28 protein-coding genes and 1 rRNA gene are annotated in these 23219 nt (G+C 46.2%); 28 read left to right on the forward strand and 1 reads right to left on the reverse strand.

The annotated features are described in order from the left end of the window. Window positions 1-243: 243 nt before the first annotated feature. From rrf to rsmI, 11 genes are all read left to right on the forward strand, one after another. Window positions 244-359, forward strand: a 5S ribosomal RNA gene (gene rrf, locus RB160_RS22885). Between the two features lie 488 nt (window positions 360-847). Then, the gene (locus RB160_RS22890; RefSeq protein WP_316572822.1) at window positions 848-1036 is read left to right on the forward strand and encodes a sigma factor G inhibitor Gin; all 189 of its coding nucleotides are present in this window, start codon (window positions 848-850) and stop codon (window positions 1034-1036) included. A 96-nt stretch (window positions 1037-1132) separates the two neighbouring features. Further along, window positions 1133-2560: an aminotransferase class I/II-fold pyridoxal phosphate-dependent enzyme gene (locus tag RB160_RS22895; RefSeq protein WP_316572773.1), complete on the forward strand. Its 1428-nt coding sequence runs from the start codon at window positions 1133-1135 to the stop codon at window positions 2558-2560. Window positions 2561-2582: 22 nt separating this feature from the next. Beyond that, complete coding sequence (tmk, locus tag RB160_RS22900; RefSeq protein ID WP_316572774.1) at window positions 2583-3218, forward strand: dTMP kinase; 636 nt, start codon at window positions 2583-2585, stop codon at window positions 3216-3218. Window positions 3219-3335: 117 nt separating this feature from the next. Beyond that, window positions 3336-3665, forward strand: a complete 330-nt coding sequence (locus tag RB160_RS22905; RefSeq protein ID WP_053368657.1) for a cyclic-di-AMP receptor — start codon at window positions 3336-3338, stop codon at window positions 3663-3665. 340 nt (window positions 3666-4005) lie between these two features. After that, on the forward strand, window positions 4006-5013 hold the full coding sequence (gene holB / locus RB160_RS22910) for a DNA polymerase III subunit delta' (protein ID WP_316572775.1): 1008 nt from the start codon (window positions 4006-4008) through the stop codon (window positions 5011-5013). Next, window positions 5006-5833, forward strand: coding sequence for a PSP1 domain-containing protein (locus RB160_RS22915; RefSeq protein WP_316572776.1), 828 nt, complete (start codon window positions 5006-5008; stop codon window positions 5831-5833). Before holB ends, RB160_RS22915 begins: the two co-directional genes overlap by 8 nt. A 13-nt stretch (window positions 5834-5846) precedes the next feature. After that, window positions 5847-6209: a DNA replication initiation control protein YabA gene (gene yabA, locus RB160_RS22920; RefSeq protein ID WP_316572777.1), complete on the forward strand. Its 363-nt coding sequence runs from the start codon at window positions 5847-5849 to the stop codon at window positions 6207-6209. A 49-nt stretch (window positions 6210-6258) separates the two neighbouring features. Continuing rightward, window positions 6259-7002 (forward strand): tRNA1(Val) (adenine(37)-N6)-methyltransferase, encoded by a 744-nt coding sequence (locus RB160_RS22925; RefSeq protein WP_316572778.1) that lies wholly within the window; start codon window positions 6259-6261, stop codon window positions 7000-7002. Next, the gene (locus RB160_RS22930; protein ID WP_316572779.1) at window positions 6989-7276 is read left to right on the forward strand and encodes a GIY-YIG nuclease family protein; all 288 of its coding nucleotides are present in this window, start codon (window positions 6989-6991) and stop codon (window positions 7274-7276) included. Before RB160_RS22925 ends, RB160_RS22930 begins: the two co-directional genes overlap by 14 nt. Continuing rightward, window positions 7254-8126, forward strand: coding sequence for a 16S rRNA (cytidine(1402)-2'-O)-methyltransferase (gene rsmI, locus RB160_RS22935; RefSeq protein ID WP_316572780.1), 873 nt, complete (start codon window positions 7254-7256; stop codon window positions 8124-8126). The genes RB160_RS22930 and rsmI overlap by 23 nt, the downstream gene beginning before the upstream one ends. A 53-nt stretch (window positions 8127-8179) precedes the next feature. Here the strand turns inward: rsmI and RB160_RS22940 are convergent, their stop codons facing one another. After that, window positions 8180-8458 carry a transition state genes transcriptional regulator AbrB gene (locus tag RB160_RS22940; RefSeq protein ID WP_316572781.1) on the reverse strand — a complete coding sequence of 93 codons (279 nt, stop codon included), beginning with the start codon at window positions 8456-8458 and terminating at the stop codon, window positions 8180-8182. A gap of 491 nt (window positions 8459-8949) precedes the next feature. Between RB160_RS22940 and metG the strand changes: the two genes are divergently transcribed. The 17 genes from metG to RB160_RS23025 all read left to right on the forward strand — a co-directional run bounded on the left by metG (window position 8950) and on the right by RB160_RS23025 (window position 23214). Continuing rightward, on the forward strand, window positions 8950-10923 hold the full coding sequence (gene metG / locus RB160_RS22945; protein WP_316572782.1) for a methionine--tRNA ligase: 1974 nt from the start codon (window positions 8950-8952) through the stop codon (window positions 10921-10923). A gap of 109 nt (window positions 10924-11032) precedes the next feature. Continuing rightward, window positions 11033-11803 carry a TatD family hydrolase gene (locus RB160_RS22950; protein ID WP_316572783.1) on the forward strand — a complete coding sequence of 257 codons (771 nt, stop codon included), beginning with the start codon at window positions 11033-11035 and terminating at the stop codon, window positions 11801-11803. A 233-nt stretch (window positions 11804-12036) separates the two neighbouring features. After that, complete coding sequence (locus RB160_RS22955; RefSeq protein ID WP_316572784.1) at window positions 12037-13224, forward strand: ubiquitin-like domain-containing protein; 1188 nt, start codon at window positions 12037-12039, stop codon at window positions 13222-13224. Between the two features lie 169 nt (window positions 13225-13393). Continuing rightward, complete coding sequence (gene rnmV, locus RB160_RS22960) at window positions 13394-13954, forward strand: ribonuclease M5 (RefSeq protein WP_316572785.1); 561 nt, start codon at window positions 13394-13396, stop codon at window positions 13952-13954. Beyond that, window positions 13947-14825 carry a 16S rRNA (adenine(1518)-N(6)/adenine(1519)-N(6))-dimethyltransferase RsmA gene (rsmA, locus tag RB160_RS22965; RefSeq protein ID WP_316572786.1) on the forward strand — a complete coding sequence of 293 codons (879 nt, stop codon included), beginning with the start codon at window positions 13947-13949 and terminating at the stop codon, window positions 14823-14825. Before rnmV ends, rsmA begins: the two co-directional genes overlap by 8 nt. Before the next feature lie 88 nt (window positions 14826-14913). Further along, the gene (gene yabG, locus RB160_RS22970) at window positions 14914-15801 is read left to right on the forward strand and encodes a sporulation peptidase YabG (protein WP_396954768.1); all 888 of its coding nucleotides are present in this window, start codon (window positions 14914-14916) and stop codon (window positions 15799-15801) included. A gap of 61 nt (window positions 15802-15862) precedes the next feature. Further along, complete coding sequence (locus tag RB160_RS22975) at window positions 15863-16012, forward strand: hypothetical protein (protein ID WP_316572787.1); 150 nt, start codon at window positions 15863-15865, stop codon at window positions 16010-16012. 202 nt (window positions 16013-16214) lie between these two features. Then, window positions 16215-16478 carry a biofilm formation stimulator Veg gene (veg, locus tag RB160_RS22980; protein ID WP_053368670.1) on the forward strand — a complete coding sequence of 88 codons (264 nt, stop codon included), beginning with the start codon at window positions 16215-16217 and terminating at the stop codon, window positions 16476-16478. 156 nt (window positions 16479-16634) lie between these two features. Then, the gene (locus tag RB160_RS22985) at window positions 16635-16817 is read left to right on the forward strand and encodes a small, acid-soluble spore protein, alpha/beta type (protein WP_316572788.1); all 183 of its coding nucleotides are present in this window, start codon (window positions 16635-16637) and stop codon (window positions 16815-16817) included. Next, window positions 16814-17017: a hypothetical protein gene (locus RB160_RS22990; RefSeq protein WP_316572789.1), complete on the forward strand. Its 204-nt coding sequence runs from the start codon at window positions 16814-16816 to the stop codon at window positions 17015-17017. Before RB160_RS22985 ends, RB160_RS22990 begins: the two co-directional genes overlap by 4 nt. 240 nt (window positions 17018-17257) lie before the next feature. Continuing rightward, entirely contained in the window at window positions 17258-18124 is an 867-nt protein-coding gene (ispE, locus tag RB160_RS22995) for a 4-(cytidine 5'-diphospho)-2-C-methyl-D-erythritol kinase (protein WP_316572790.1), read from the forward strand. Between the two features lie 54 nt (window positions 18125-18178). Next, a complete protein-coding gene (gene purR / locus RB160_RS23000; protein WP_316572791.1) occupies window positions 18179-19012 on the forward strand; it encodes a pur operon repressor in 834 nt (277 codons plus the stop codon). A 2-nt stretch (window positions 19013-19014) separates the two neighbouring features. Further along, on the forward strand, window positions 19015-19389 hold the full coding sequence (locus RB160_RS23005; protein WP_316572792.1) for a RidA family protein: 375 nt from the start codon (window positions 19015-19017) through the stop codon (window positions 19387-19389). A 162-nt stretch (window positions 19390-19551) separates the two neighbouring features. Continuing rightward, window positions 19552-19842, forward strand: coding sequence for a septation regulator SpoVG (spoVG, locus tag RB160_RS23010; protein WP_042453823.1), 291 nt, complete (start codon window positions 19552-19554; stop codon window positions 19840-19842). A gap of 236 nt (window positions 19843-20078) precedes the next feature. Then, window positions 20079-21452, forward strand: a complete 1374-nt coding sequence (gene glmU, locus RB160_RS23015; protein ID WP_316572793.1) for a bifunctional UDP-N-acetylglucosamine diphosphorylase/glucosamine-1-phosphate N-acetyltransferase GlmU — start codon at window positions 20079-20081, stop codon at window positions 21450-21452. A 16-nt stretch (window positions 21453-21468) separates the two neighbouring features. Beyond that, a complete protein-coding gene (locus RB160_RS23020; RefSeq protein WP_316572794.1) occupies window positions 21469-22425 on the forward strand; it encodes a ribose-phosphate diphosphokinase in 957 nt (318 codons plus the stop codon). 153 nt (window positions 22426-22578) lie between these two features. Continuing rightward, window positions 22579-23214: a 50S ribosomal protein L25/general stress protein Ctc gene (locus RB160_RS23025; RefSeq protein ID WP_316572795.1), complete on the forward strand. Its 636-nt coding sequence runs from the start codon at window positions 22579-22581 to the stop codon at window positions 23212-23214. Window positions 23215-23219: the final 5 nt, after the last annotated feature.

A 23219-nucleotide genomic window follows, 5' to 3' on the forward strand; every position in this document is an offset into this window, starting at 1 on the left:
GACGTGTGGAGCTGACTGATACTAATCGATCGAGGACTTAACCAAATAGAAAAGCGGAGGCGACTGGTCAGCCTCGACAAGCGCTGGAAGGCCGGCAATTGAAGTCGTTCTTTGACTTCGATGGACGGACTGAAGCGACCTCGAGAGGCTAGGAGCCGCAGCTGGACAAATAGATTACCGTGTTCTTCCGAACTTCTTCTGAAAATTATCCAGTTTTGAGGGAATGAACCTCAAACCAAATAGTCTGGCAGTTATGGCGAGAAGGCCACACCCGTTCCCATACCGAACACGGAAGTTAAGCTTCTCAGCGCCGATGGTAGTTGGGGCCTTGCCCCTGTGAGAGTAGGACGCTGCCGGGCAAAATGGAAGGCAACCTTAGATGGGTTGCCTTTTTTGGTGTGTTTAAGACATGTGAATGAACTGCCAGCCATTGAAAACCTTTCTGTCCATGTTTAAGAGACAGCAAAAGGAAGAGATAGTCTGGAGTTTGTCAGACAAAGTGTGCACAAAGAAGTCTGATATCTGGACAGCAAAATGAATATCCAAGGGTTCCCTATATAGTTGACAAGCCAGCGCCGAAATCCATTTGGGTTGTCAGATAAACCCCATATAGTGACAAGCTAGTGCTTACATTTCAGCTTATGATAACCGATCCAATGAGTACAAAAAACTGAAATCAACCCTTTTATTGGAACTGGCTAATAAAAAACAGGTAGACATACACCGAATTGGGCATCCGCACATACATTAAGAACAATAGGCGGTATAACAATTCAAAAAATTGTATACAAATCCTGTCCATTGGACACAATGGGGGTAGGAGGTGGGAGAAGTGGATTGTCAGCCTGTGGCAAATCATTATAACGAAGAATGTGTCGTGTGCGAGAAAACAAAAACGCAGGGTATACATCTTTACACTTCTTTTATTTGTTCGGAGTGTGAAAGGGATATGGTCTCCACTGAAACAAACGACCCCAGGTATATATTTTTTTTAAAACAACTCAGGAAAGTGGCTGAGGCGCGAATACTATCATAAAAAGTCCTGTCGGGGCTTTATTTTTTTTCCCCTGTTACCCCTAATCCGTTTTAGTCTGATAAAATAGATAAGACTTTACTTTATCAGGGAGTAAATATGAATCAGCAAAATGTACCTTTACTACATGCATTATTGGCACATGCAAATAAAGAACCGGTTTCTTTTCATGTCCCAGGCCATAAATATGGAGCTGTCCTTAATGAAAAGGCCGGTGGATTTTTTACGGAAATCATGAAAATCGATGCTACGGAACTTTCCGGCTTGGATGATCTCCATTCTCCGGAAGGGGTGATTCAGGAAGCGGCGCAGCTTTTGGCCGGGCTGTACGGTGTGGAAGAAAGCTTCTTTCTTGTGAATGGTTCCACCAGTGGCAATCTCGCCATGATTTTAGCTGTTTGTGGGGAAGGGGACAAGATTCTTGTCCAGCGGAATTGCCACAAGTCGATTGTAAATGCCTTGCATCTTGCAAAAGCCGACCCTATTTTCATAGAGCCGGTTTTTAACGGTGAGTGGAAGGTTGCTGGCGGCCTTGATACAGAGGCGGTCAAACAGGCAATAGTGCGTTTTCCTGAAATAAAAGGAATTGTTCTTACATACCCGAACTATTATGGGATTGCCGACCCGATTGCCGGCATAATAGAAACTGCCCACCAAAACGGGATTCCGGTCCTTGTGGATGAGGCACATGGCGCCCACTTTATTGCCGGGGACGGCTTCCCCCGATCAGCGGTCGCTCTCGGGGCTGATGTCGTTGTCCAATCAGCCCATAAGACACTTCCCGCAATGACAATGGGGTCATTCCTCCATTTTAATAGCAGGCTTGTCAATTGCGGCCGCTTAAAAGATTACTTGCAAATGCTTCAATCAAGTAGCCCATCTTATCCGATTATGGCTTCATTGGATTTGGCCCGGATGTACCTTGGAAGTTTTAAAAAGAGGGACTTGTCCATCCTGATGGAAGAAATCGGGAGGTTCAGAAAGGAACTGGCTGATATTCCACAAATACGGGTCCTCAATGAGGAAGGAAGAATCGATCCGCTAAAAGTGGCGATACAAAGTGCGTGCAGCCTTACCGGCTATGAAATGCAGCAGCTTTTTGAACATGAGGGTATCTATACAGAACTCGCCGATCCATTTAATGTATTATTTGTGCTTCCTCTTCTAAAAGAGGGTATGTCCTACCCGTTCGCTTCTACAGCCAGGAAAGTTAAAAGCTTACTTGCCAATTACTCTCCAATCCAACCAGAGGTTCATGAATTCTCCAGGGGAGGAACTCTGTCGCGGCTGGCTCTTTCTTATCGCGACATGAATCGGCTCAAAGGGGAACCTGTAAAGCTTGAAAATGCGCCAGGTTTGGTTGCGGCAGAGACGATTATTCCCTATCCACCCGGAATTCCGCTTATACTGAAAGGGGAGCGGATTAACGAATCGATGGCCAGGAAGCTGGCGGAACTATTCAAATCAGGTTCCCGCTTTTACGGCGGTGAGTGGCTTGAAGAAGGAGAAATTCTCATCTATAGATAAGCGCGAATTTTTGGAGGTCATAATGAAAACAGGATTATTTATAACGACTGAAGGCCCTGAGGGAGCGGGAAAAACAACAGTTTTGGGCCTTTTGGACGAACATTTGAAAAGTAAAGGCATTAACACCCTTACTACAAGAGAACCAGGAGGAATTGACATCGCGGAACAAATTAGAAGGGTTATATTGGAACCTGATAATACGGCGATGGATCCCCGTACGGAAGCACTGCTGTATGCCGCGGCAAGAAGGCAGCATCTAGTTGAGAAGGTAAAGCCGGCCCTTGAGGATGGCACTATAGTCCTTTGTGACCGATTTGTCGATAGCTCACTTGCCTATCAGGGTTTTGCCCGTGGTTTGGGCATTGATGAGGTTTACAAGATCAATGAATTCGCCATTGAAACGATGATGCCCGATTTGACCATCTATTTTGACATTGCCCCGGAAGAAGGATTGGCCCGGATAGAAAAGCACAAGGGACGTGAGGTAAACCGGCTGGATATGGAAGAGCTTGAGTTTCACCGTAAAGTTAGGGAAGGCTACCATCTTCTTTTGGAACGTTTTCCAGAGAGAATCGCAATGATTGACGCCTCCTTGCCAATGGAGGCAGTCTTTAAAGCCGCTTTGGAAAAAATAAATGGAATCCTCCCTTCAAAGTAGGGGGGATTTTTTCATAAAGATAATTTTCAATCTCTTTAACCATGTGGGGAGAAGGAAATCCTGCTATAATGAAAGAAAGTATAGTACCAATCACTTGAAAAAGGAGGTTGTACGCAAATGAAGTTAATTATTGCGGTTGTACAGGACCAGGATAGCAATAGGCTATCAAACGCGCTCGTTGAGCATAATTTCAGGGCTACAAAGCTTGCTACAACAGGGGGATTTCTTAAATCAGGAAATACAACCTTTATGATTGGTACGGATGACGCAAGAGTTGAGAAGGCGCTGGAGATTATCAGGATCAACTGTAAAGCGAGGGACCAGCTTGTAGCACCAGTTTCGCCTATGGGAGGGAATGCGGATTCCTACGTTCCATACCCGGTTGAAGTTGAGGTTGGCGGAGCAACTGTATTTGTCCTGCCAATTGAGCAATTTTTACAATTTTAACAAGCCGCATTTATGGAAGGCCCTTTTTAAAAAAGGCGCCTTCCCCCTTTCTATAAGTGAAAATTTCTATCAGCGGTGATGTTCCGCTGATATATAGGTTGAAATAGTTTTTACACACTATTTATTTGGACTGTAGTTGATTGGAGCGGAGGGCACCGACTCCTGCGGGATGCAGCGGCAAGGTGGAGACCCCACAGGCGCATGCGCCGAGGAGGCTCCACTGACGCCCCGCGGAAAGCGTGTGCCCGGAGCGGAAATCAACCGCAAGGTTCCATTAAAATATAAAATCTTTGATTCAACCTATATAGGTAAAATTGAATTACTAAGCAGGTGAGCAGGAGTGGCGATAACGTGGGATGGGCTTGAAGAAATTCAGCCGGCAGCATTGAAAATGATAAAAAACAGTATACAAAAGAACAGGGTCGCCCACGCTTATTTGTTTGAAGGAATGCGGGGAACCGGGAAAAAAGATGCGGCCAGGCTTTTGGCAAAAGCGCTTTTCTGCGGGAATCCAATCGATGGCTTCAAACCGTGCGAAAACTGCCTGAACTGCAAGCGTATCGACAGCGGCAACCATCCTGACGTCCATTGGGTTGAACCGGATGGGCTTTCGATTAAAAAGCAGCAAATCAAGGATTTACAGGAAGAGTTCTCAAAAAAAGGAATGGAATCTTCCCAGAAGATTTATGTAATTGCCGATGCCGAAAAAATGTCATCCGGAGCATCCAATTCCCTGCTGAAATTCCTTGAAGAGCCGGGAGCCGGGACAGTTGCGGTCTTGCTTACGGAGAACCCTCAGCAAATGCTTCCGACTATCATGTCACGCTGTCAAATACTATCGTTTCGTCCTCTTTCTCCTGATTTTTTCATTAAAAGGCTGGTTGAAAACGGGGTAGACCCGGATTCTGCCCCTCTTCTTGCGCAATTGACAAATAATGTTCATGAGGCATTGGAACTAAATACACAGGATTGGTTTGCACAAGCTCAAAAAAAAGTGGTAAAATTATATGAAGTGCTTAAAAAGAATCCTTTGGAGGCAATGGTCGCCCTCCAAGGGGAATGGTTCCAGCACTTTAAAGAGAAAGATCAGATTGACCGCGGCCTGGACTTACTACTTCTCGTACTTAAGGACTTATTATATATACAGTTGGGTAAGCAGGAGCAAATTGTTTTTAAAAAAGAATCTGGACGGCTTCAGCAATTTGCCCTTCAAACCCGGACACGCAGCCTGCCAGATCAGATGGCGGCGGTTCTAGATGCGAAGCGGAGGCTTCACGCCAATATGAACCCCCAGCTTCTGATGGAGCAGCTCGTGTTAAAATTGCAGGAGGGATCAGCATTTGTTTGATGTAGTCGGGGTCCGCTTTAAGAAAGCGGGGAAAATATATTACTTCGATCCCGGAGATCTGCCCATAGAAAAGGATGACTATGTCATAGTCGAAACCGTACGCGGAGTCGAATTCGGCAAGGTGGTCATCGCCCGCAAACAAGTGGACGAGCATGACGTTGTCCTCCCTTTGAAAAAGGTTGTGCGGATTGCAGATCAAAAGGATAGGCTCATTGTGGAGGAAAATAAGCTCGCTGCCAAGGAAGCGTATGACGTTTGCTGTGAAAAGGTGAACGGGCACCAGCTTGATATGAAACTTGTCGATGTTGAATATACATTTGACAGGAACAAGGTTATATTTTACTTCACCGCCGATGGCAGGGTCGATTTCAGAGAACTTGTTAAGGATCTTGCGTCCATTTTCAGGACAAGGATTGAATTAAGGCAAATTGGGGTGAGGGATGAAGCAAAAATGCTCGGAGGGATAGGCCCTTGTGGAAGGATGCTGTGCTGCTCGACGTTCCTCGGCGATTTTGATCCGGTTTCAATCAAAATGGCAAAGGACCAAAATCTTTCCCTCAATCCAACCAAGATTTCAGGATTATGCGGCCGCCTCATGTGCTGTCTGAAATATGAAAATGATGAATATGAAACAGCAAAGGATCTCCTCCCTGATCTCGGCGAAGTGATTACAACTCCTCTGGGAAGAGGAAAGGTTGTCGGATTGAATATCCTGGAGCGTATTCTCCAGGTCGAAATAAAGGAACAGGAAAGGGTGCTGGAATTCACCCTCGACGAAATCCTTAAAGAAGGAGCTTTTTCGATACCATCCACAGACTGATGAGGTGGAATACGTGGATAAGAAGGAAATTTTTGAATCGGTCGGCTCGATGGAAACCCAAATCGGGAATCTTTACCAGCAGCTCGGTGAATTAAAACAGCATCTTGCAGAAATACTGGAAGAGAATCACTCACTGAAGCTTGAAAACGAGTTCCTGCGCCGGCGCCTTGAAAAAACACCGGAACAGGTGGAAGGTCCGGGCAAAAAGGAAAAAAAAGCTGGTGCATCCGAAGCCAGGACTGTGGACATTGGTGAAGGCTATGACAACTTGGCGCGCCTTTACCAGGAAGGTTTCCATATTTGCAACTTGCATTTCGGAAGCCTGCGGAAAGAAGGCGACTGCCTGTTTTGCCTGTCATTTTTGAATAAAAAATAAAGCCTTCCTTTTACCGGGAAGGCCTTTTTGTGGATGTGGGAGGTAAACAATGGCCGATTTAAAAGATGATGAGCGGCTGGACTACTTGCTTGCCGAGAATTTACGGATCATTCAGAGCCCGACAGTATTTTCTTTTTCGTTAGACGCGGTCCTACTGTCACGGTTCGTCTATGTTCCTATTCAGAAAGGGAACCTGATCGATTTATGCAGCGGCAATGGTGTCATTCCGCTTTTTCTAAGCAAAAGGACAAAGGGGCGGATTACAGGCGTAGAGATCCAGGAGCGGCTCTATGATATGGCTGTAAGGAGCATCTCCTTCAATGGCCTAGAAAGCCGTCTGAAGATGATCCATGGGGATTTAAAGGATATGCCCACTAAGCTAGGCTATGGGAAGTTTGATGTTGTTACATGCAACCCTCCATACTTTAAAACGCCGCCAACCTCTGAAATCAATGAAAATGAACATTATGCAATCGCAAGGCATGAAATAATGTGCACCCTTGAGGATACAATCCGAGTCTCAGCTGCTCTTGCCAGGGCAGGGGGGAAGGTCGCTTTTGTGCACCGGCCTGAACGGCTGAATGATATGATAGAGTTAATGCGCAAATACCGGCTTGAGCCAAAGAGGCTGAAATTTGTTTATCCTAAGGAGGGGAAGGAAGCGAATACGATGCTTGTGGAAGCAACCAAGAATGGGCAGCCAGGCCTTAAAATCCTGCCTCCTCTTATTGTTTATGACAGAAATAATGAATATACTCCGGAAGTACGGGAGATTTTATATGGCGTCGACTGACCATTATTTCTATGTGTTGTCGTGCCGCGACGGCAGTTATTATGGAGGCTACACGAATGATCTTGAACGGAGGGTCAGGCTCCATAATGAGGGAAAAGGCGCCAAATATACAAGGGGCCGCGGGCCGGTTAAACTTGTTTTCGCCCAGCTCTTTCAATCCAAAACAGAAGCAATGCAGGCGGAATACCGCTTTAAACAGCTTTCAAGGGTAAAAAAGGAAGAGTTTTTGGCAAGGGAAGGGGGCTGTTCGGATGCGGCAGCAAAAGAGCTTTGAAAATGAAAATCATAAAGGAATTCTTTACCTTGTGCCAACCCCAATTGGGAATTTGGAGGATATGAGCTTTCGGGCAATTAGGATTCTCAAGGAAGCGGCTGTCATCGCAGCCGAGGATACACGGAATACAAAGAAGCTGTGCAATTATTTTGAAATAGAAACCCCTGTAGTTAGCTACCATGAACACAACAAAGGTTCAAGCGGGGAAAAATTGCTGGAAAAGCTGAAAAACGGGGAGAAAGTAGCGTTGGTCAGTGATGCGGGAATGCCCGCGATTTCTGATCCGGGATATGACATTATTGTTATGGCAATAAAGGAAAATATTGCGGTAGTTCCGTTGCCAGGGGCAAATGCCGCACTGACTTCCCTGATTGCGTCCGGCCTTCCCCCGCAGCCGTTTTATTTCTATGGTTTTTTGAACAGGCAGCGCAAGGAAAAGAAAAATGAGCTGCAATTATTAAAAAAACAGCCAGCAACCATTATCCTTTACGAATCACCACATCGCCTAAAGGAAACGCTCGTCCTCATTCATGAGGTTTTGGGGAATCGCAAAATCGTCCTCTGCAGGGAATTGACGAAAAAATTCGAGGAATTCATTCGGGGAACCGTCGAGGAAGCCATTGAATGGTGCAAGAGTGGTGAAGTTCGGGGAGAATTTTGCCTGATTCTAGAGGGCGGCGATGAACCGATTTCGGATGGATTGCCCTGGTGGGAAGGCATGTCGGTCGAAGAGCATGTCAGCCATTATATTGCCACTGAAAATCTGGCATCAAAGGATGCGATAAAAAAAGCGGCAAAAGACCGCGGGTTAAGCAAGCGGGATATTTACAGGGAATATCACATAGAATGAAAAATTATGAGCATAAAAAAGGCTTCTCCGGTAAAGGGGAAGCCTTTTAAGAACTATTTGCTGAATACTGACTCGATTTCCTTTAATAGCTGTTCGGCGCCTTCACGGCTAAGAATCAGCTTTCCTTCTGCAAGGGCAAAGTTGTCATCGGAAACTTCACCTGTCACTTGGCAAGTCATATTTGGTTTATATTTTTTGAGGATGATGCGCTCATCGTCAACATAGATTTCCAGTGCGTCCTTTTCTGCGATGCCAAGTGTGCGTCTTAATTCGATTGGAATAACCACCCGGCCGAGTTCGTCAACTTTACGTACAATACCTGTAGATTTCATGTAAGCTTCTCCTCCCATTTTTTAAAACATTCTCTTATAATACAACATCATTCGCCATTTTTCGACATTTTTTTAATAATTTTATAATACCAGTGATTCCCATATTCGTCAATAAATTTATCTTAAAAGAAGTATTAACAAATTTTGTATTGATAAAAACCTTGATGCACCAATGTTTTCAGAATACTAAAACTCCTTTTTGAAAAAACAGGGAAAAACTTGAGATACTTTACTAGTATAATAAAAAATTAAAAAAACGCAAATTTCGACAAACAGGAGTTTATAGTTCAAACAACAATACTATTCGACGCTTCCGACATTTTTATAGGGATAGAAACAAAAAATTTTTTGAACCGCCTTGCCGGAAAGCCGATTATATTGCAGAAAACCTGGTTTTTCTGTATATTTTGGTGATAGAAGCTGAAAAGAAAAGGCAATAATGACCTCAACAGCCTTTTGGGCGATAGGTGTATATAGAAGGAGAGATCTCGATGGAAAAGAGAGGCAAAACGTTTTACCTGACAACCCCTATTTACTATCCAAGTGGGAATTTGCATATAGGGCATGCATATACAACGGTAGCAGGGGATGCGATGGCTAGATACAAGCGCCTTCGCGGCTTTGATGTGATGTATTTGACCGGAACGGATGAACACGGCCAAAAGATTCAGCGAAAAGCGGAAGAGGAAGGCTTGAGCCCCCAGCAATATGTGGATGGGATTGTAGCCGGAATCCGGGACCTTTGGAAAAAACTTGATATTTCTTACGATGATTTTATCAGAACGACGGAAGACAGGCATAAAAAATCGGTCGACAAGCTTTTTGCGCAGCTTGTCGAACAAGGGGACATTTACCTGGATGAATACGAAGGTTGGTATTGTACCCCTTGCGAATCCTTTTACACGGACAGGCAGCTTGCTGAAGGGAATTGTCCCGATTGTGGGCGCCCTGTTGAAAAGGTAAAAGAAGAGTCCTATTTCTTCCGGATGAGCAAGTATGCAGACAGGTTGCTTCAATTTTACGAAGAAAATCCTGAATTCATCCAGCCGGAATCACGGAAAAATGAAATGATTAACAATTTCATAAAACCGGGGCTGGAGGATCTTGCTGTTTCAAGGACTACGTTTGACTGGGGCATCAAAGTTCCGGGGAATCCAAAGCATGTAATTTATGTGTGGATTGATGCCCTGTCTAACTATATAACCGCGTTGGGTTATGGAAGCGACGATGATTCGAAATACCGAAAATATTGGCCAGCCGACGTCCATTTGGTCGGTAAGGAAATTGTCCGTTTCCATACGATTTATTGGCCAATTATGCTGATGGCATTGGGGCTCCCTCTCCCTAAAAAGGTGTTTGCCCATGGATGGCTACTGATGAAGGACGGAAAAATGTCCAAATCGAAAGGGAATGTCGTAAACCCTGTCACATTGATTGACAGGTACGGCTTGGACTCCCTAAGGTATTACCTCCTGCGTGAAGTACCTTTTGGGTCGGACGGCGTGTTTACTCCGGAAGGTTTTGTCGAACGGATTAATTTTGATCTGGCCAACGACCTTGGAAACCTTCTAAATCGTACAGTCGCAATGGTCGACAAATATTTTGGCGGTGAGATACCAGCTTATGCCGGATCTGTGACGGAGTATGATGAGAGCCTCCTAACAGCCAACAGGGAAACGGCCGTGAAATACGAAGCTGCGATGGAAAGAATGGAGTTTTCTGTAGCCCTTTCATCGATATGGCAGCTTGTCAGCCGGTCCAATAAATACATTGACGAAACCCAGCCATGGGTAATTGCCAAGGACGAGGAGCGGAAAACTGAACTCGGTTCAGTTATGGCGCACCTTGCCGAATCACTCCGGAGGATTGCGGTCCTTCTGCAACCGTTCTTGACGCGCTCTCCGCAGCAGATTTTTGAACAGCTTGGGATTGTGGATGGCTCTCTGAAGTCATGGGAAAGCCTCTCCGAATTCGGAATCATTCCAGCCGGAACAAAGGTAGTGAAAGGTGCTCCTTTATTCCCGCGCCTCGAAATTGCCGAAGAGGTAGAATTCATCAAATTGCATATGCAGGGATCGGCTGCGCCTGCTCCTGAAACGGAAAAAAAGCAGGAAGAAACGAAAGAAGAAGTGCCTGAAGCTGAAGAAATCTCCATCGATGAATTTATGAAAATCGATTTGAGGATTGCGGAGGTGCTTCATGCCGAACCGGTGAAAAAGGCTGATAAGCTGTTGAAGCTGCAACTCGACCTAGGCTATGAAAAGCGCCAGGTTGTTTCAGGAATCGCAGAGTATTATAAGCCGGAAGAACTTATCGGAAGAAAAGTTATTTGTGTGACAAACCTCAAGCCGGTTAAATTGCGGGGAGAGCTATCCCAAGGGATGATCCTTGCAGGAAAGACAGAGGGGACACTTTCGCTTGCCTCTGTTGACCAAAGCCTGCCCAATGGCACAAAAATCAAGTAACCCCATCAGTGGGACATAATAGTGAAGGGAATGCCCGCCGCGCAATCTGCCGCGGGTGCATTCCCTTTTTCATATAAAGCAGTCCGAAGACAAGAAAGGAAGTGGCATCATGCTGATAGACACCCATGCGCACTTGAACGCGGAGCAGTATGAAGAGGATATTGAGGAAGTCATCGCCCGGGCGATAGAAAATGGAGTCGAAAAAATGGTTGTTGTCGGGTTTGACAGGCCGACAATCGAGAAGGCCATTGAACTTGCGGAGACCCATGATTTCATTTATGCCTGTGTCGGCTGGCACCCGGTCGATGCCATCGACATGACTGATGAGGACCTATCGTGGATTGAAGAGCTCGCTGCGCATCCCAAGGTTGTCGCCCTGGGTGAAACGGGCTTGGATTACCACTGGGACAAATCACCCAGGGATATTCAAAAAGAAGTGTTCAGAAAGCAAATCAGGCTTGCAAAAAAAGTGAAACTTCCGATTGTCATCCATAACAGAGAGGCAACAGCGGATATTGTGCAAATCCTGAAGGAGGAAAATGCTTCAGAGGTCGGGGGTATTATGCACTGCTTTAGCGGGAGTGTTGAAATTGCAAAGCAATGTGTAGAGATGAACTTCTATATTTCACTTGGGGGGCCGGTTACGTTCAAGAATGCTGTAAAGCCGAAGGAAGTGGCGGCTGCATTGCCGCTCGATAAGCTGCTCGTTGAGACAGACTGCCCTTACCTTACCCCGCACCCACATAGGGGAAAACGCAATGAACCATCCTATGTCAGGCTGGTCGCTGAGGAAATTTCCAGAATCAAGGGCATTCCGTTTGAGGATGTGGCAAAAGCTACAACCGAAAATGCTATGCGATTATTCGGCATAAGCCGATAGAAGAACGTGTCGAATTAAGAGAGGGTTTGTCCAATTTTTTTAAAAAAACAAAAAGTTCTACAAGTCTCCTTTTCTGCATAGGATGAACATGTCGATAAGTTATTCTTTGCTTTTTCGGGAGGGATGTGCATAATTAGAACTACCTTCGGAAAACTACCAGAGTTGACAGCCGGCATTATGGTTCTATATAATCACTCCAAGAAAAGGAGGCGTTTTTCATCGGATCCATAAACATGAAAAGCCTGTTTCCAACGTCTTTGAGTAGGAAGAAAGTGGCACTCTTTTTTGCCAGTTTCCTAGTTTTCATAGCTACCCTCGGGATCCTTTTTTATGAAGGGACGAAAAGCACCGTCGCCTTGACGCTCAACGGCAAGGAGAAAGTGGTGGAAACCCGGGCTGGCACCGTGGAAGATCTATTCAGGGAGTTGAACATCAAGGTCAACTCAAAGGACTATTTGTTTCCTCCCGTCGAGACCAAGGTGAAAAACAACCTAGAAATCGTCTGGAAGAAAGCGAAACAGGTTGAACTTGTCAAAGATAACGAGAAAAAAACGGTATGGACTACAGCCGACACGGTTGGGGAGCTCCTTGAAGAGCAAAAGATAACGTTGATACCACAAGATCATATTTCAGTAAAGCCCGAAGAGCGAATCAGCGACAAAATGAATATCGAAATCAAGAAAGCTCTTTATTTAAGCTTAATCGATGGCAACAAGAAAGAACAAAAAGTGTGGTCCACTTCGACTACGGTCGCTGACTTTTTAAAACAGCAAGGCATTATACTAACTAAACTTGATCGGGTTGACCCCCCTTTACAGGAAAAGATCAAACAAAATGCCGTGATAAAGGTCATTCGAGTAGAAAAAGTCACCGATGTAGTGGAAGAACCAATTAAGTTTGCCGTAGTTACAAAGAAGGATGCCAAACTGGCAAAGGGTGAAAAGAAGGTTGTCACCGAAGGGAAAGAAGGGCTTCGCTCTAAGAAGTTCGAAGTAGTCAGGGAAAATGGCAAAGAAGTTACCAGGAAGCTAATCAGTGAAAAAACAGTCCGCGCCAAACAGGACAAAGTTGTTGCTGTGGGTACGAAGATCCTTGTGGCCCAGGTTTCACGGGGCGCCGCTCCTGCTGGGGGTAAAGAACTTTATGTATCCTCGACAGCCTACACGGCCGGCTGCAATGGCTGCTCCGGTACGACTGCAACCGGAATCAATCTTCGTGCGAATCCACATGTAAAGGTGATTGCCGTTGATCCAAGGATAATCCCGCTTGGTACAAAAGTGTATGTTGAAGGGTATGGGTATGCCGTCGCCGCCGATAAAGGGTCCGCGATCAAGGGATATAAAATCGACGTCTTTTTCCCGAATTTGTCTGACGCATATCGATGGGGAAAAAGAAAAGTGAAAATTAAGATTTTGGATTAGTATACATAAATGCAGGGGGCAAACCTCTGCATTTTGTTTTTGTGCCAGAAATTCCTTATACTAAGGACGTGAATTCCTTACTGCTTATATAGACGTAAAAGGTTACAGTTTGGTTTCAGTTATTTTGCAAATAGATTAAGTTTTATTTCCCTATACGTTGGAGGACGCAATGAAAATTAAAGAAATCATTGTGGTAGAAGGCAAAGACGATACCACAGCGATAAAAAGGGCTGTTGAGGCGGATACAATCGAGACAAACGGCTCCGCTTTGAATGATGAAACAATTGGAAAAATAAAACTTGCTAATGAAAAACGGGGCGTCATTATTTTTACTGACCCCGATTTTCCAGGCGAGAAAATCCGTCAAGAGATAGCACAAAAGGTACCGGGCTGCAAGCATGCGTTTTTGCCAAAAGAAGAGGCGAGAGAACGGCGTGGCCGAGGGATTGGGGTTGAGCACGCAGAGCCGGAGGCGATCCGGAATGCGTTAAAGGACGCCCAGTTGACAAATGAGGAGGCAGCCGAAGAAATCACCCAGGAAGATTTAATGGACGCCGGGCTGATTGGCGGCCCTGGGGCCAGCGAGAAACGGACAAGGCTTGGCAAAATCCTGAAAATTGGGTATACGAATGGAAAACAGCTTCATAAACGGCTGAAGATGTTCCAAATCAGCGGGAGCCAATTTGCGGAAGCTTTGAAAGCCATCCAGCGGGAGGATGAAAATGGATAAAGATATAGCAACCCCATTAAGGACAAGGACCATACTTGAGAAATATGGATTTTCGTTCAAGAAAAGCCTAGGGCAAAACTTTTTGATTGATACAAATATATTACGCAAAATTGTCGATGCGGCAGGCATAAATGGCGAAACGGGAGCAATTGAAATTGGCCCCGGCATTGGCGCATTGACAGAGCAGCTTGCAAAGGCGAGCAAAAAGACCGTGGCGTTTGAAATTGACCAGCGGCTCCTGCCCATTCTAGAAGATACACTTTCTCCGTACTCGAATGTAAAGGTCATACACAGCGATTTTTTGAAGGCTGATGCGGCGGCGGTTATTAGGGAGGAATTCGACCCTGGAATGGACCTTGTTGTCGCCGCAAACTTGCCTTATTACGTGACAACACCCATCATAATGAAAATTCTTGAAGAAAAACTGCCTGTTCGGGCAATTGTCGTGATGCTCCAAAAGGAGGTCGCTGATCGGATTTCGGCCAGGCCGGGATCGAAGGACTATGGTTCGTTATCCATTGCGGTTCAGTATTATACAGAGGCTGAAACGGTGATGGTTGTCCCGAAAACGGTTTTTGTCCCACAGCCAAATGTCGACTCCGCTGTCATTCGCCTTAACGTAAGGAGCGAGCCTGCTGTATCTGTTTCCAATGAACAGTTTTTCTTTAAAATTACAAGGGCCGCTTTCGCACAGCGGCGGAAAACAATCCTGAATAACCTTACAAGCCAGCTTGAGGGGGGAAAGGAACGGAAAGAGGGCATCATCGCCGCGCTTGAGAAAGCGGGCATTGAGCCGTCCAGGAGAGGGGAAACCCTTTCCCTAGAAGAATTCGCGCGCTTAAGCGAAGCCCTTCTCTCGGCTTTCAGTTAATTTTTGCCATCAAGGCCCCCTGCCTCTGTAGTCACCTGTTGTTTTGTATCCGCATAGCTTATGGAAGAAACCTATTGGGGTGAATTCTGTGGCTATAAAGAAAATGGATATCGTGGGGAGGCGCTCGTATAACTGTGACATCCTATTCCGGGTAATCGATATCGTGGAGAAGGATGGCCGACAGGTTGCATATCTTTATGGGGAATATATTCGGCTGGCGGCAGATGCCCCCATTGAGGATTTAGTAATCATGAGCCTTGCCGAGATGCAAAAGCTGTCAAATGAATACCGCTCCAGGGAGGAACAGTCCCTTGAACTTTTCCGCCAGGACGTGACCTTGCTGAAGCAAAGGCAGGAATACCAAGTGACCGGGGGGTATGCCAAGCCGGCCAATTATTTTCAAATTCCCGGTAAGGTACTGCATCTTGACGGGGATCAAACGTATTTGAAAAAATGCCTTGCCCTTTATGAAAAAATCGGTATACCCGTATATGGAATCCATTGCAGTGAAAAGGAGATGCCAGAGCGAATTGGGGGGTTCCTTGATTACTACCGGCCGGATATCCTAGTGGTTACCGGGCATGATGCTTATTCGAAAGCAAAAGGGAAAATGAGCGACCTTAATGCGTACCGCCATTCAAAACAATTTGTCGAGACTGTCAAGGAGGCGAGGAGAAAGGTTCCGAACCTCGACCAGCTCGTCATTTTTGCAGGGGCGTGCCAGTCACATTTTGAATCTCTCATAACCGCCGGGGCCAATTTTGCCAGCTCTCCTTCAAGGATTAATATTCATGCGCTAGACCCTGTTTATATCGTCGCTAAAATAAGCTTTACGCCGTTCATGGAGCGCATCCATGTTTGGGATGTTTTACGGAACACACTTACGGGAGAGAAAGGGCTTGGAGGGATTGAAACAAAGGGTGTTTTAAGGACCGGAATGCCCTACCGCCCAGAATACGCGCAAGAGGGGGAATAAGCCTTAGAAGGAGGCTTATTTTTCTTTTTTTATGGACATTGTAAATTCTTACATAAAGAGTTTGGAAAGTAAGTTGATTGGAGCGGAGGGCACCGACTCCTGCGGGATGCAGCGGCAAGGTGGAGACCCCACAGGCGCTAGCGCCGAGGAGGCTCCACTGACGCCCCGCGGAAAGCGTGTGCCTGGAGCGGAAATCAACCACCAGGTTTAAATAGAACACAAATCAACCTGGCCGGAAAATTTGCCATTACATAAAAAGCTGTGGATAGGTAAAACTAACGATTGTTGAAATTTAAAGAAAAAAGAAGAACAAAAAATATTGACAATCTTTTTCGGGGACTGATATAATTTATGTTTTTTCTTTGACAATTTTATGTCAGCGTGTTATACTTTACACAGTGAGGTGGACCGAAATGCCAAAAACACTTGCCGACATTAAAAAGGCTCTAGATTCAAATTTGGGTAAAAGACTACTGCTTAAAGCAAACGGAGGCCGCAGGAAGACGATTGAACGGTCAGGCGTCCTTGCGGAGACTTACCCATCAGTATTTGTTATTGAACTGGATCAGGAAGAAAATGCATTTGAACGGGTTTCTTACAGCTACGCGGACGTACTGACAGAAACCGTCGAAATCACCTTCTATGAAGAATCAGCAGGACAGGCAGCACTAAGCTAGATATAATTTTGCAGGACAGCGGCGATTGGAGCCGCTGTTTTTGCGTTGGGGGGGCGCTAAACGGACGCTTTCGCTTTTCTGACAGGATAAGGTATTATGAAACGGCGGGATAGCCAGCATACTAAGAATGCCGCCTGCCGGAAGGGGTTTTTTAAAATGGCGAGAAGACGTGGAGTAATGTCTGACCGTTTTAAAGAAGAACTGGCAAAGGACCTTGGTTTCTATGATGTCGTTGAAAGGGAAGGCTGGGGCTGCATAAGGGCCCGTGATGCGGGCAACATGGTCAAGCGTGCGATCGAGCTGGCCGAGCAACAGCTTCTCGAGAGCAGAACACGGTGAGCCGACAGCGGCTTCACAAGCTGAGGAATTTCGTTGTGGCCGGAAGGCTCGCCTATAAAAAGCTGGGCCGCCTTGCAACTTGCCCTGACAGCCCTGGAAACCTGCTGAAAAAGGAAGAACATCTGGAAGAGCCGGGACAAATCTGGTATTCAAAAACGGCTAGCGTGAAACGTGACCCGCGAGCCATTCGATTAAAATAACATTCGCAGCGCGGCAGGCCGGGATTCTTCCCGGCCTATTTGCATTTTTTCAGGTAAGGTTCAGAAACAAAGGTCTTATCCTTTTATTTTTGTGGTAAAATAGGACAAAAACAGGTGGAATAGTCCAGCATTTGCCTTAGGGGTGCGTAAAGCACCCCGGAAAAAGGGAAACGCGCCATTTTATCCGGGGAGTGGCCGGATTGGGTGCCAGCTGGAACATATAAAAGTAGGTGGACCTCAGTGAAGCTTTTAGTCAAAGCACCAGCAAAGATCAACCTGTCGCTTGATGTACTGCACAAACGGCCGGATGGCTATCATGAAGTAGAAATGATTATGACCACCATCGACCTTGCTGACCGTCTCGAACTATCGCGCTCGGACGATGGCCAAATACGGATTATTTCCCAAAGCCGGTATGTGCCGGATGATGAACGTAATCTTGCCTATCAAGCAGCAAAGCTTTTAAAGGATCGTTTCCATGTCAAAGATGGAGTTACGATTTCGATTGAAAAGGTAATCCCTGTAGCAGCTGGGCTTGCCGGTGGGAGCAGCGATGCGGCAGCGGCCCTTAGGGGATTGAACAAATTATGGGGACTTGGCCTGTCCCTTGATGAATTGGCCGTTCTTGGCGCCGAAATTGGATCGGACGTTTCTTTTTGTGTTTACGGGGGAACAGCCCTTGCTACCGGCAGGGGGGAACTGATAGAGGAATTGCCTTCCCCTCCGACATGCTGGGTAATCCTTGCAAAGCCGTACGTCGGGGTTTCAACAGCCGATGTTTATAAAAAACTCGACGTTTCAGCAATAGTCCATCCCGATACCAAATCAATGATCCAGGCAATCCGGGATAAGGATTACGATCGGGTTTGCGCGAATGTCGGAAATGCACTTGAAGAAGTTACATTAAAGCAATACCCGGAAGTCGCGCAAATTAAGGACCAAATGAAACGGTTTGGGGCGGATGCTGTTTTAATGAGCGGAAGCGGACCGACTGTTTTTGGCCTTGTAAGGCATGATTCCCGTCTGAACAGAATTTACAATGGGTTAAGGGGTTTTTGTGGGCAGGTTTTCGCGGTAAGGATACTTGGAGAGCGCCACCTTGAATAAATCCGTACATTTATGTTACATTAAATTAAAATATTCGGTATTTTGGAGGTTTCCATGAAATTTCGCCGTAGTGAACGCCTAATCGATATGACCCATTACTTGCTTGAACGGCCCCGCGAACTGGTACCGCTTACCTTTTTCGCTGAACGGTATTCCTCGGCCAAATCATCAATAAGCGAAGATTTGGCGATTATTAAAGAAACGCTGGAAAATAGGGGGGTAGGGACCCTGCAAACCGTCCCCGGAGCAGCCGGCGGGGTTAAATTCCTTGTAAAAATGAGCGATGCGCATGCGAAGCTATTTATTGAAGAGCTTTGTGAATTGATTGCAAAGCCGGACCGCCTCCTGCCGGGAGGGTATTTGTATTTGGCGGATATACTTGGGAGTCCGTCTATTGTTGAAACAGCAGGGAAAATCATCGCATCAGCCTATGCCTCGGCCAAAATTGATGTAGTCATGACAGTTGCAACGAAAGGTATTCCGTTAGCATATGCAGTCGCAGCCCAGCTGAACGTTCCTTTGGTAATCGTAAGGCGCGACAGCAAAGTTACGGAAGGCCCGACAGTCAGTATCAACTATGTATCCGGATCGGCAAAACGGATCCAAACGATGCTCCTTTCCAAGCGAAGCCTCGCGGAAGGATCGCGCGTCCTGATTGTCGATGACTTTATGAAAGCCGGTGGGACAGTTGTCGGAATGGTCAGCCTCCTAGAGGAGTTCAATGCATCGGTTGCTGGCATCGCGGTGCTTGTTGAATCGGAGAAGATCGAGGAAAGGCTCGTCGATGAATATATTTCGCTTGTCCAACTTGCTGATGTGGACGTAAAGGAAAAGCGAATCAATGTAAAGGAAGGCAATTATTTTAAACGAAACGGAATAGAGGGATAAACATGAAAAGTGTCCAAACTTCAAACGCCCCTGCCGCTATCGGGCCGTATTCCCAGGGGGTTATTGTCAATAACATGTTTTACAGCTCAGGGCAGATCGCCCTCACCCCAGAAGGAACAATGGTGGAAGGAGACGTTGTTGCCCAGGCAAGGCAGGTTTTCAGTAATTTAGAGGCAGTCTTGTCCGCTGCGGGAGCTTCCTTTGAAACAGTTGTAAAAACAACGGTATTTGTAAAAAACATGGATGATTTTTTGGCATTGAATGAAGTGTACGCAGAATATTTTCCGGTACATAAGCCTGCTAGATCAACGGTAGAGGTAGCGAGGCTTCCAAAGGATGCGCTTGTTGAAATTGAAGTTGTCGCACTCGTGAAATAAACAATTTTATGAAAAAATAATCCAATTTATCCCACTTTTATCAACGGTTCACTAATTTGCCCTAATTTTTCAAAAAAATCTCAAAATAAAGAAGGAAAATAAAAACATCTGGCGAATATGAGTAATAGGATTTTATTTCTCAGGAGAAAAGGGTGTGAACAAATGGAAGTGACAGACGTAAGATTGCGGCGGGTAAACACAGAAGGGCGAATGAGAGCGATTGCATCGATAACGCTCGACAATGAATTTGTCGTCCACGACATCCGTGTGATCGATGGCAACAACGGCTTGTTTGTGGCAATGCCGAGCAAGCGGACTCCGGATGGAGAATTCCGGGACATTGCCCATCCGATCAATTCCGGAACCCGCGGGAAGATTCAGGAAGCAGTTCTGGCCGAGTACCACCGCCTTGGAGAATTGGAAGTAGAATTTGAAGAAGCCGGAGCTTCCTAAGAATACCGCAACGAGGGCCTACTTCGAAAGTCAGGCTCTTTTTTCGTTTGGCCTAATCCCCTACAGTCCCCGCGGATTCCACCCGTGTGTCAATTTTATACATTCCTCCTGTATCCTTGAAATGGGCGCCCATTTACGTTAATATTTAAAATTGGATAAAGTGTAGCTGCCGGGCGGCTGCCTTGAAGATCGAATTACAATTCTATTCTATTCAAAAGGATATTGGAGGCATGGCCATGTCGAACCGTTTTGCTGTCATTCTGGCTGCAGGCCAAGGGACACGTATGAAATCGAAACTGTACAAAGTACTTCACCCTGTTTGCGGAAAGCCAATGGTGGAGCATGTAGTTGACGAGATATCAAAGCTTTCCGTTGAAGAAATTGTTACAATCGTTGGCCATGGTGCTGAACAGGTACAGGAAATGCTTGGGGAAAAATGCAAGTATGCTTTGCAGGACCAGCAGCTAGGTACAGCCCATGCAGTCATGCAGGCGGCATCCCTGCTGGAAGGCCAGGAAGGCACAACCCTTGTTGTTTGCGGAGATACTCCCCTTATCAGGAAGGAGACGATGGAGGCGCTGTTCCGCCATCATACCGAACAATCCGCAAAGGCCACAGTCCTGACAGCCAACATGGAAAATCCGGCAGGTTATGGCCGGGTAGTCCGAAATCCGGACGGCCATGTCGAGAAAATTGTTGAGCATAAGGATGCCAGTGAGGAAGAACGCGCGATAACAGAGATTAATACGGGAACATATTGCTTTGACAACAAAGCCCTGTTTGCAGCACTCCAAAGCGTCTCAAATGAAAACGCGCAGGGTGAATATTACTTGCCGGATGTTGTTGGAATCCTCAAGGGCCAGGGTGAAACGGTTACTGCATATCTTGCCGAAAATCCCGATGAAACGCTTGGCGTCAACGATCGGGTCGCCCTCTCGGAAGCTGAACTGCTTATGAGGGAGCGCATCAACGAACTTCATATGAGGAACGGAGTCACGCTCATTGATCCTGCCAATACTTACATTGGCGTTGACATTGAAATCGGCAGGGATACGGTTATTTACCCTGGGACCATCCTTAGCGGAAAAACGGTCATCGGTGAAGAATGCGTCATCGGGCCGAATTCTGAAATAGATTCATGTGAAATTGGGAACAAATCGGTTATCCGCCAATCGGCAGCATTTAAGAGTTCGATTGGATCGAATGTCAATATCGGGCCATTTGCCCATATACGCCCGGATTCAGCTCTTGGCAACGGCGTAAAAATCGGCAATTTTGTAGAAATAAAGAAAGCAGTAATCGGCGATTCCAGCAAGGCATCCCACTTGAGCTATATTGGAGATGCTGAGGTTGGAACGGACGTCAATATCGGCTGCGGCTCCATTACCGTCAACTATGATGGCAAAAACAAGTTTTTGACTAAAATAGAAGATGGGGTTTTTATCGGCTGCAACTCGAACCTGGTTGCCCCGGTGACAATCGGAAAAGGCGCCTATGTCGCAGCAGGCTCCACCATTACTGAAAATGTGCCTCCAGAAGCATTGTCATTGGCAAGGGCGCGTCAGGTAAACAAAGAAAATTATGTTCAAAAACTTAACAATAGGAAATAACCAATTGGAGGCCATCATGTCAAATCAATACCTAGATCCGAATTTAAAGGTGTTCAGCCTGAACTCAAACTTTCCGCTGGCCGATGAAATTGCCAAAGTAATAGGTGTCGAACTTGGAAAATGCTCCGTCACCCGTTTCAGTGACGGGGAAATCCAGATTAATATTGAAGAAAGCATCCGCGGCTGCGATGTATATGTTATCCAATCGACAAGCGCTCCAGTTAATGAGAACATCATGGAACTGTTGATTATGATTGATGCACTGAAGCGGGCTTCGGCGAAGACAATTAATATTGTTATGCCTTATTATGGCTATGCCCGCCAGGACAGGAAAGCACGGGCCCGTGAACCGATTACGGCGAAGCTCGTCGCAAACCTGCTTGAAACAGCCGGGGCTACCCGTGTTATTACACTGGATTTGCATGCACCGCAAATCCAGGGATTCTTCGATATTCCAATCGACCATCTAATGGGCGTGCCGATTTTGTCGGAGCATTTCAGGAACAGAGATTTGAATGGCGATATTGTCATTGTCTCCCCTGACCACGGCGGGGTTACACGCGCAAGGAAGCTGGCTGAACGCCTGAAAGCTCCGATTGCCATCATCGACAAGCGCCGCCCGCGCCCGAATGTTGCCGAAGTGATGAATATCGTCGGACATATTGATGGCAAGGTAGCAATCCTGATTGATGATATAATTGATACTGCGGGCACAATAACGCTAGCCGCGAATGCGCTTGCGGAAAACGGCGCCAAAGCTGTGTATGCGTGCTGCACGCATCCGGTTTTGTCCGGGCCGGCCATTGAACGCATCCAAAACTCGAATATTAAAGAGCTTGTTGTAACAAATACGATCGAGTTGAAGGATGAAAAGAAAATAGATAAGATTACGACGCTTTCGGTTGCTCCTCTTATTGGCGAAGCGATTATAAGAGTACATGAAGAGCAATCCGTAAGTACATTGTTTGATTAAATCTGTTTGTGAGGGCCTTCCGTATAGGCATGGCCTTTTCCTCACGTTGTAGCAGGTTCCGCCTCTTAGTTAAGTCTAATGCGTTTAAACCTACCTCTTTTAGGGCACTTTTTATTAGAGGAACCATAGAAGAAATAGGAAGGGGATAAATTCATGAGTACAGTTTTGCAGGCAACAAACCGCAGCGGAGAGAAAAGAATATCTGTTAGGAAGTTACGGAGGGAGGGCAATATTCCGGCTGTCGTTTACGGGTCTGATGTTGAAAGCACGCCTGTATATGTCAGTGCGGCGGATTTTGCCAAAACAATTAAGGAAGTCGGAAGGAACGGCGTCTTTTCCCTTGATGTCGACGGGAACAAGCAGGATGTTGTCCTGACTGACTACCAAAAAGAAGTCATTAACAATGATATTATTCATGCGGACTTTCTTGCAGTGGATAAGTCGACGAAGATCAATGCCGAAGTAAACGTCACCCTTGTAGGGGACTCTCAGGGAGTCAGGGATGGCGGTGTTCTTCAACAGCCGTTATTCGCAGTTTCCATTACAAGTACTCCGGCAAATATTCCTCCGGCAATTGAAGTGGATATTACTTCGATGCAGGTGGGAGACGTGCTTACGATTGCCGATTTGAACACAGAAGGCAAATTCGAGATTAATCATGAGCCGGACGAGGTCATTGCTTCCATCCTGCCGCCTAGGGTTGAGGAAGAAATTGATACTGGCGAGCAGCAGGACGGAGGAGTTCCTGAGAACGAAGAAGGAAGGGAAACAGCGCCTTCTGAAGAATAATAAAC

The sequence above is a fragment of the Neobacillus sp. YIM B06451 genome (genome assembly GCF_032667185.1).
Classification (GTDB): Bacteria; Bacillota; Bacilli; order Bacillales; family Cytobacillaceae; genus Bacillus_D.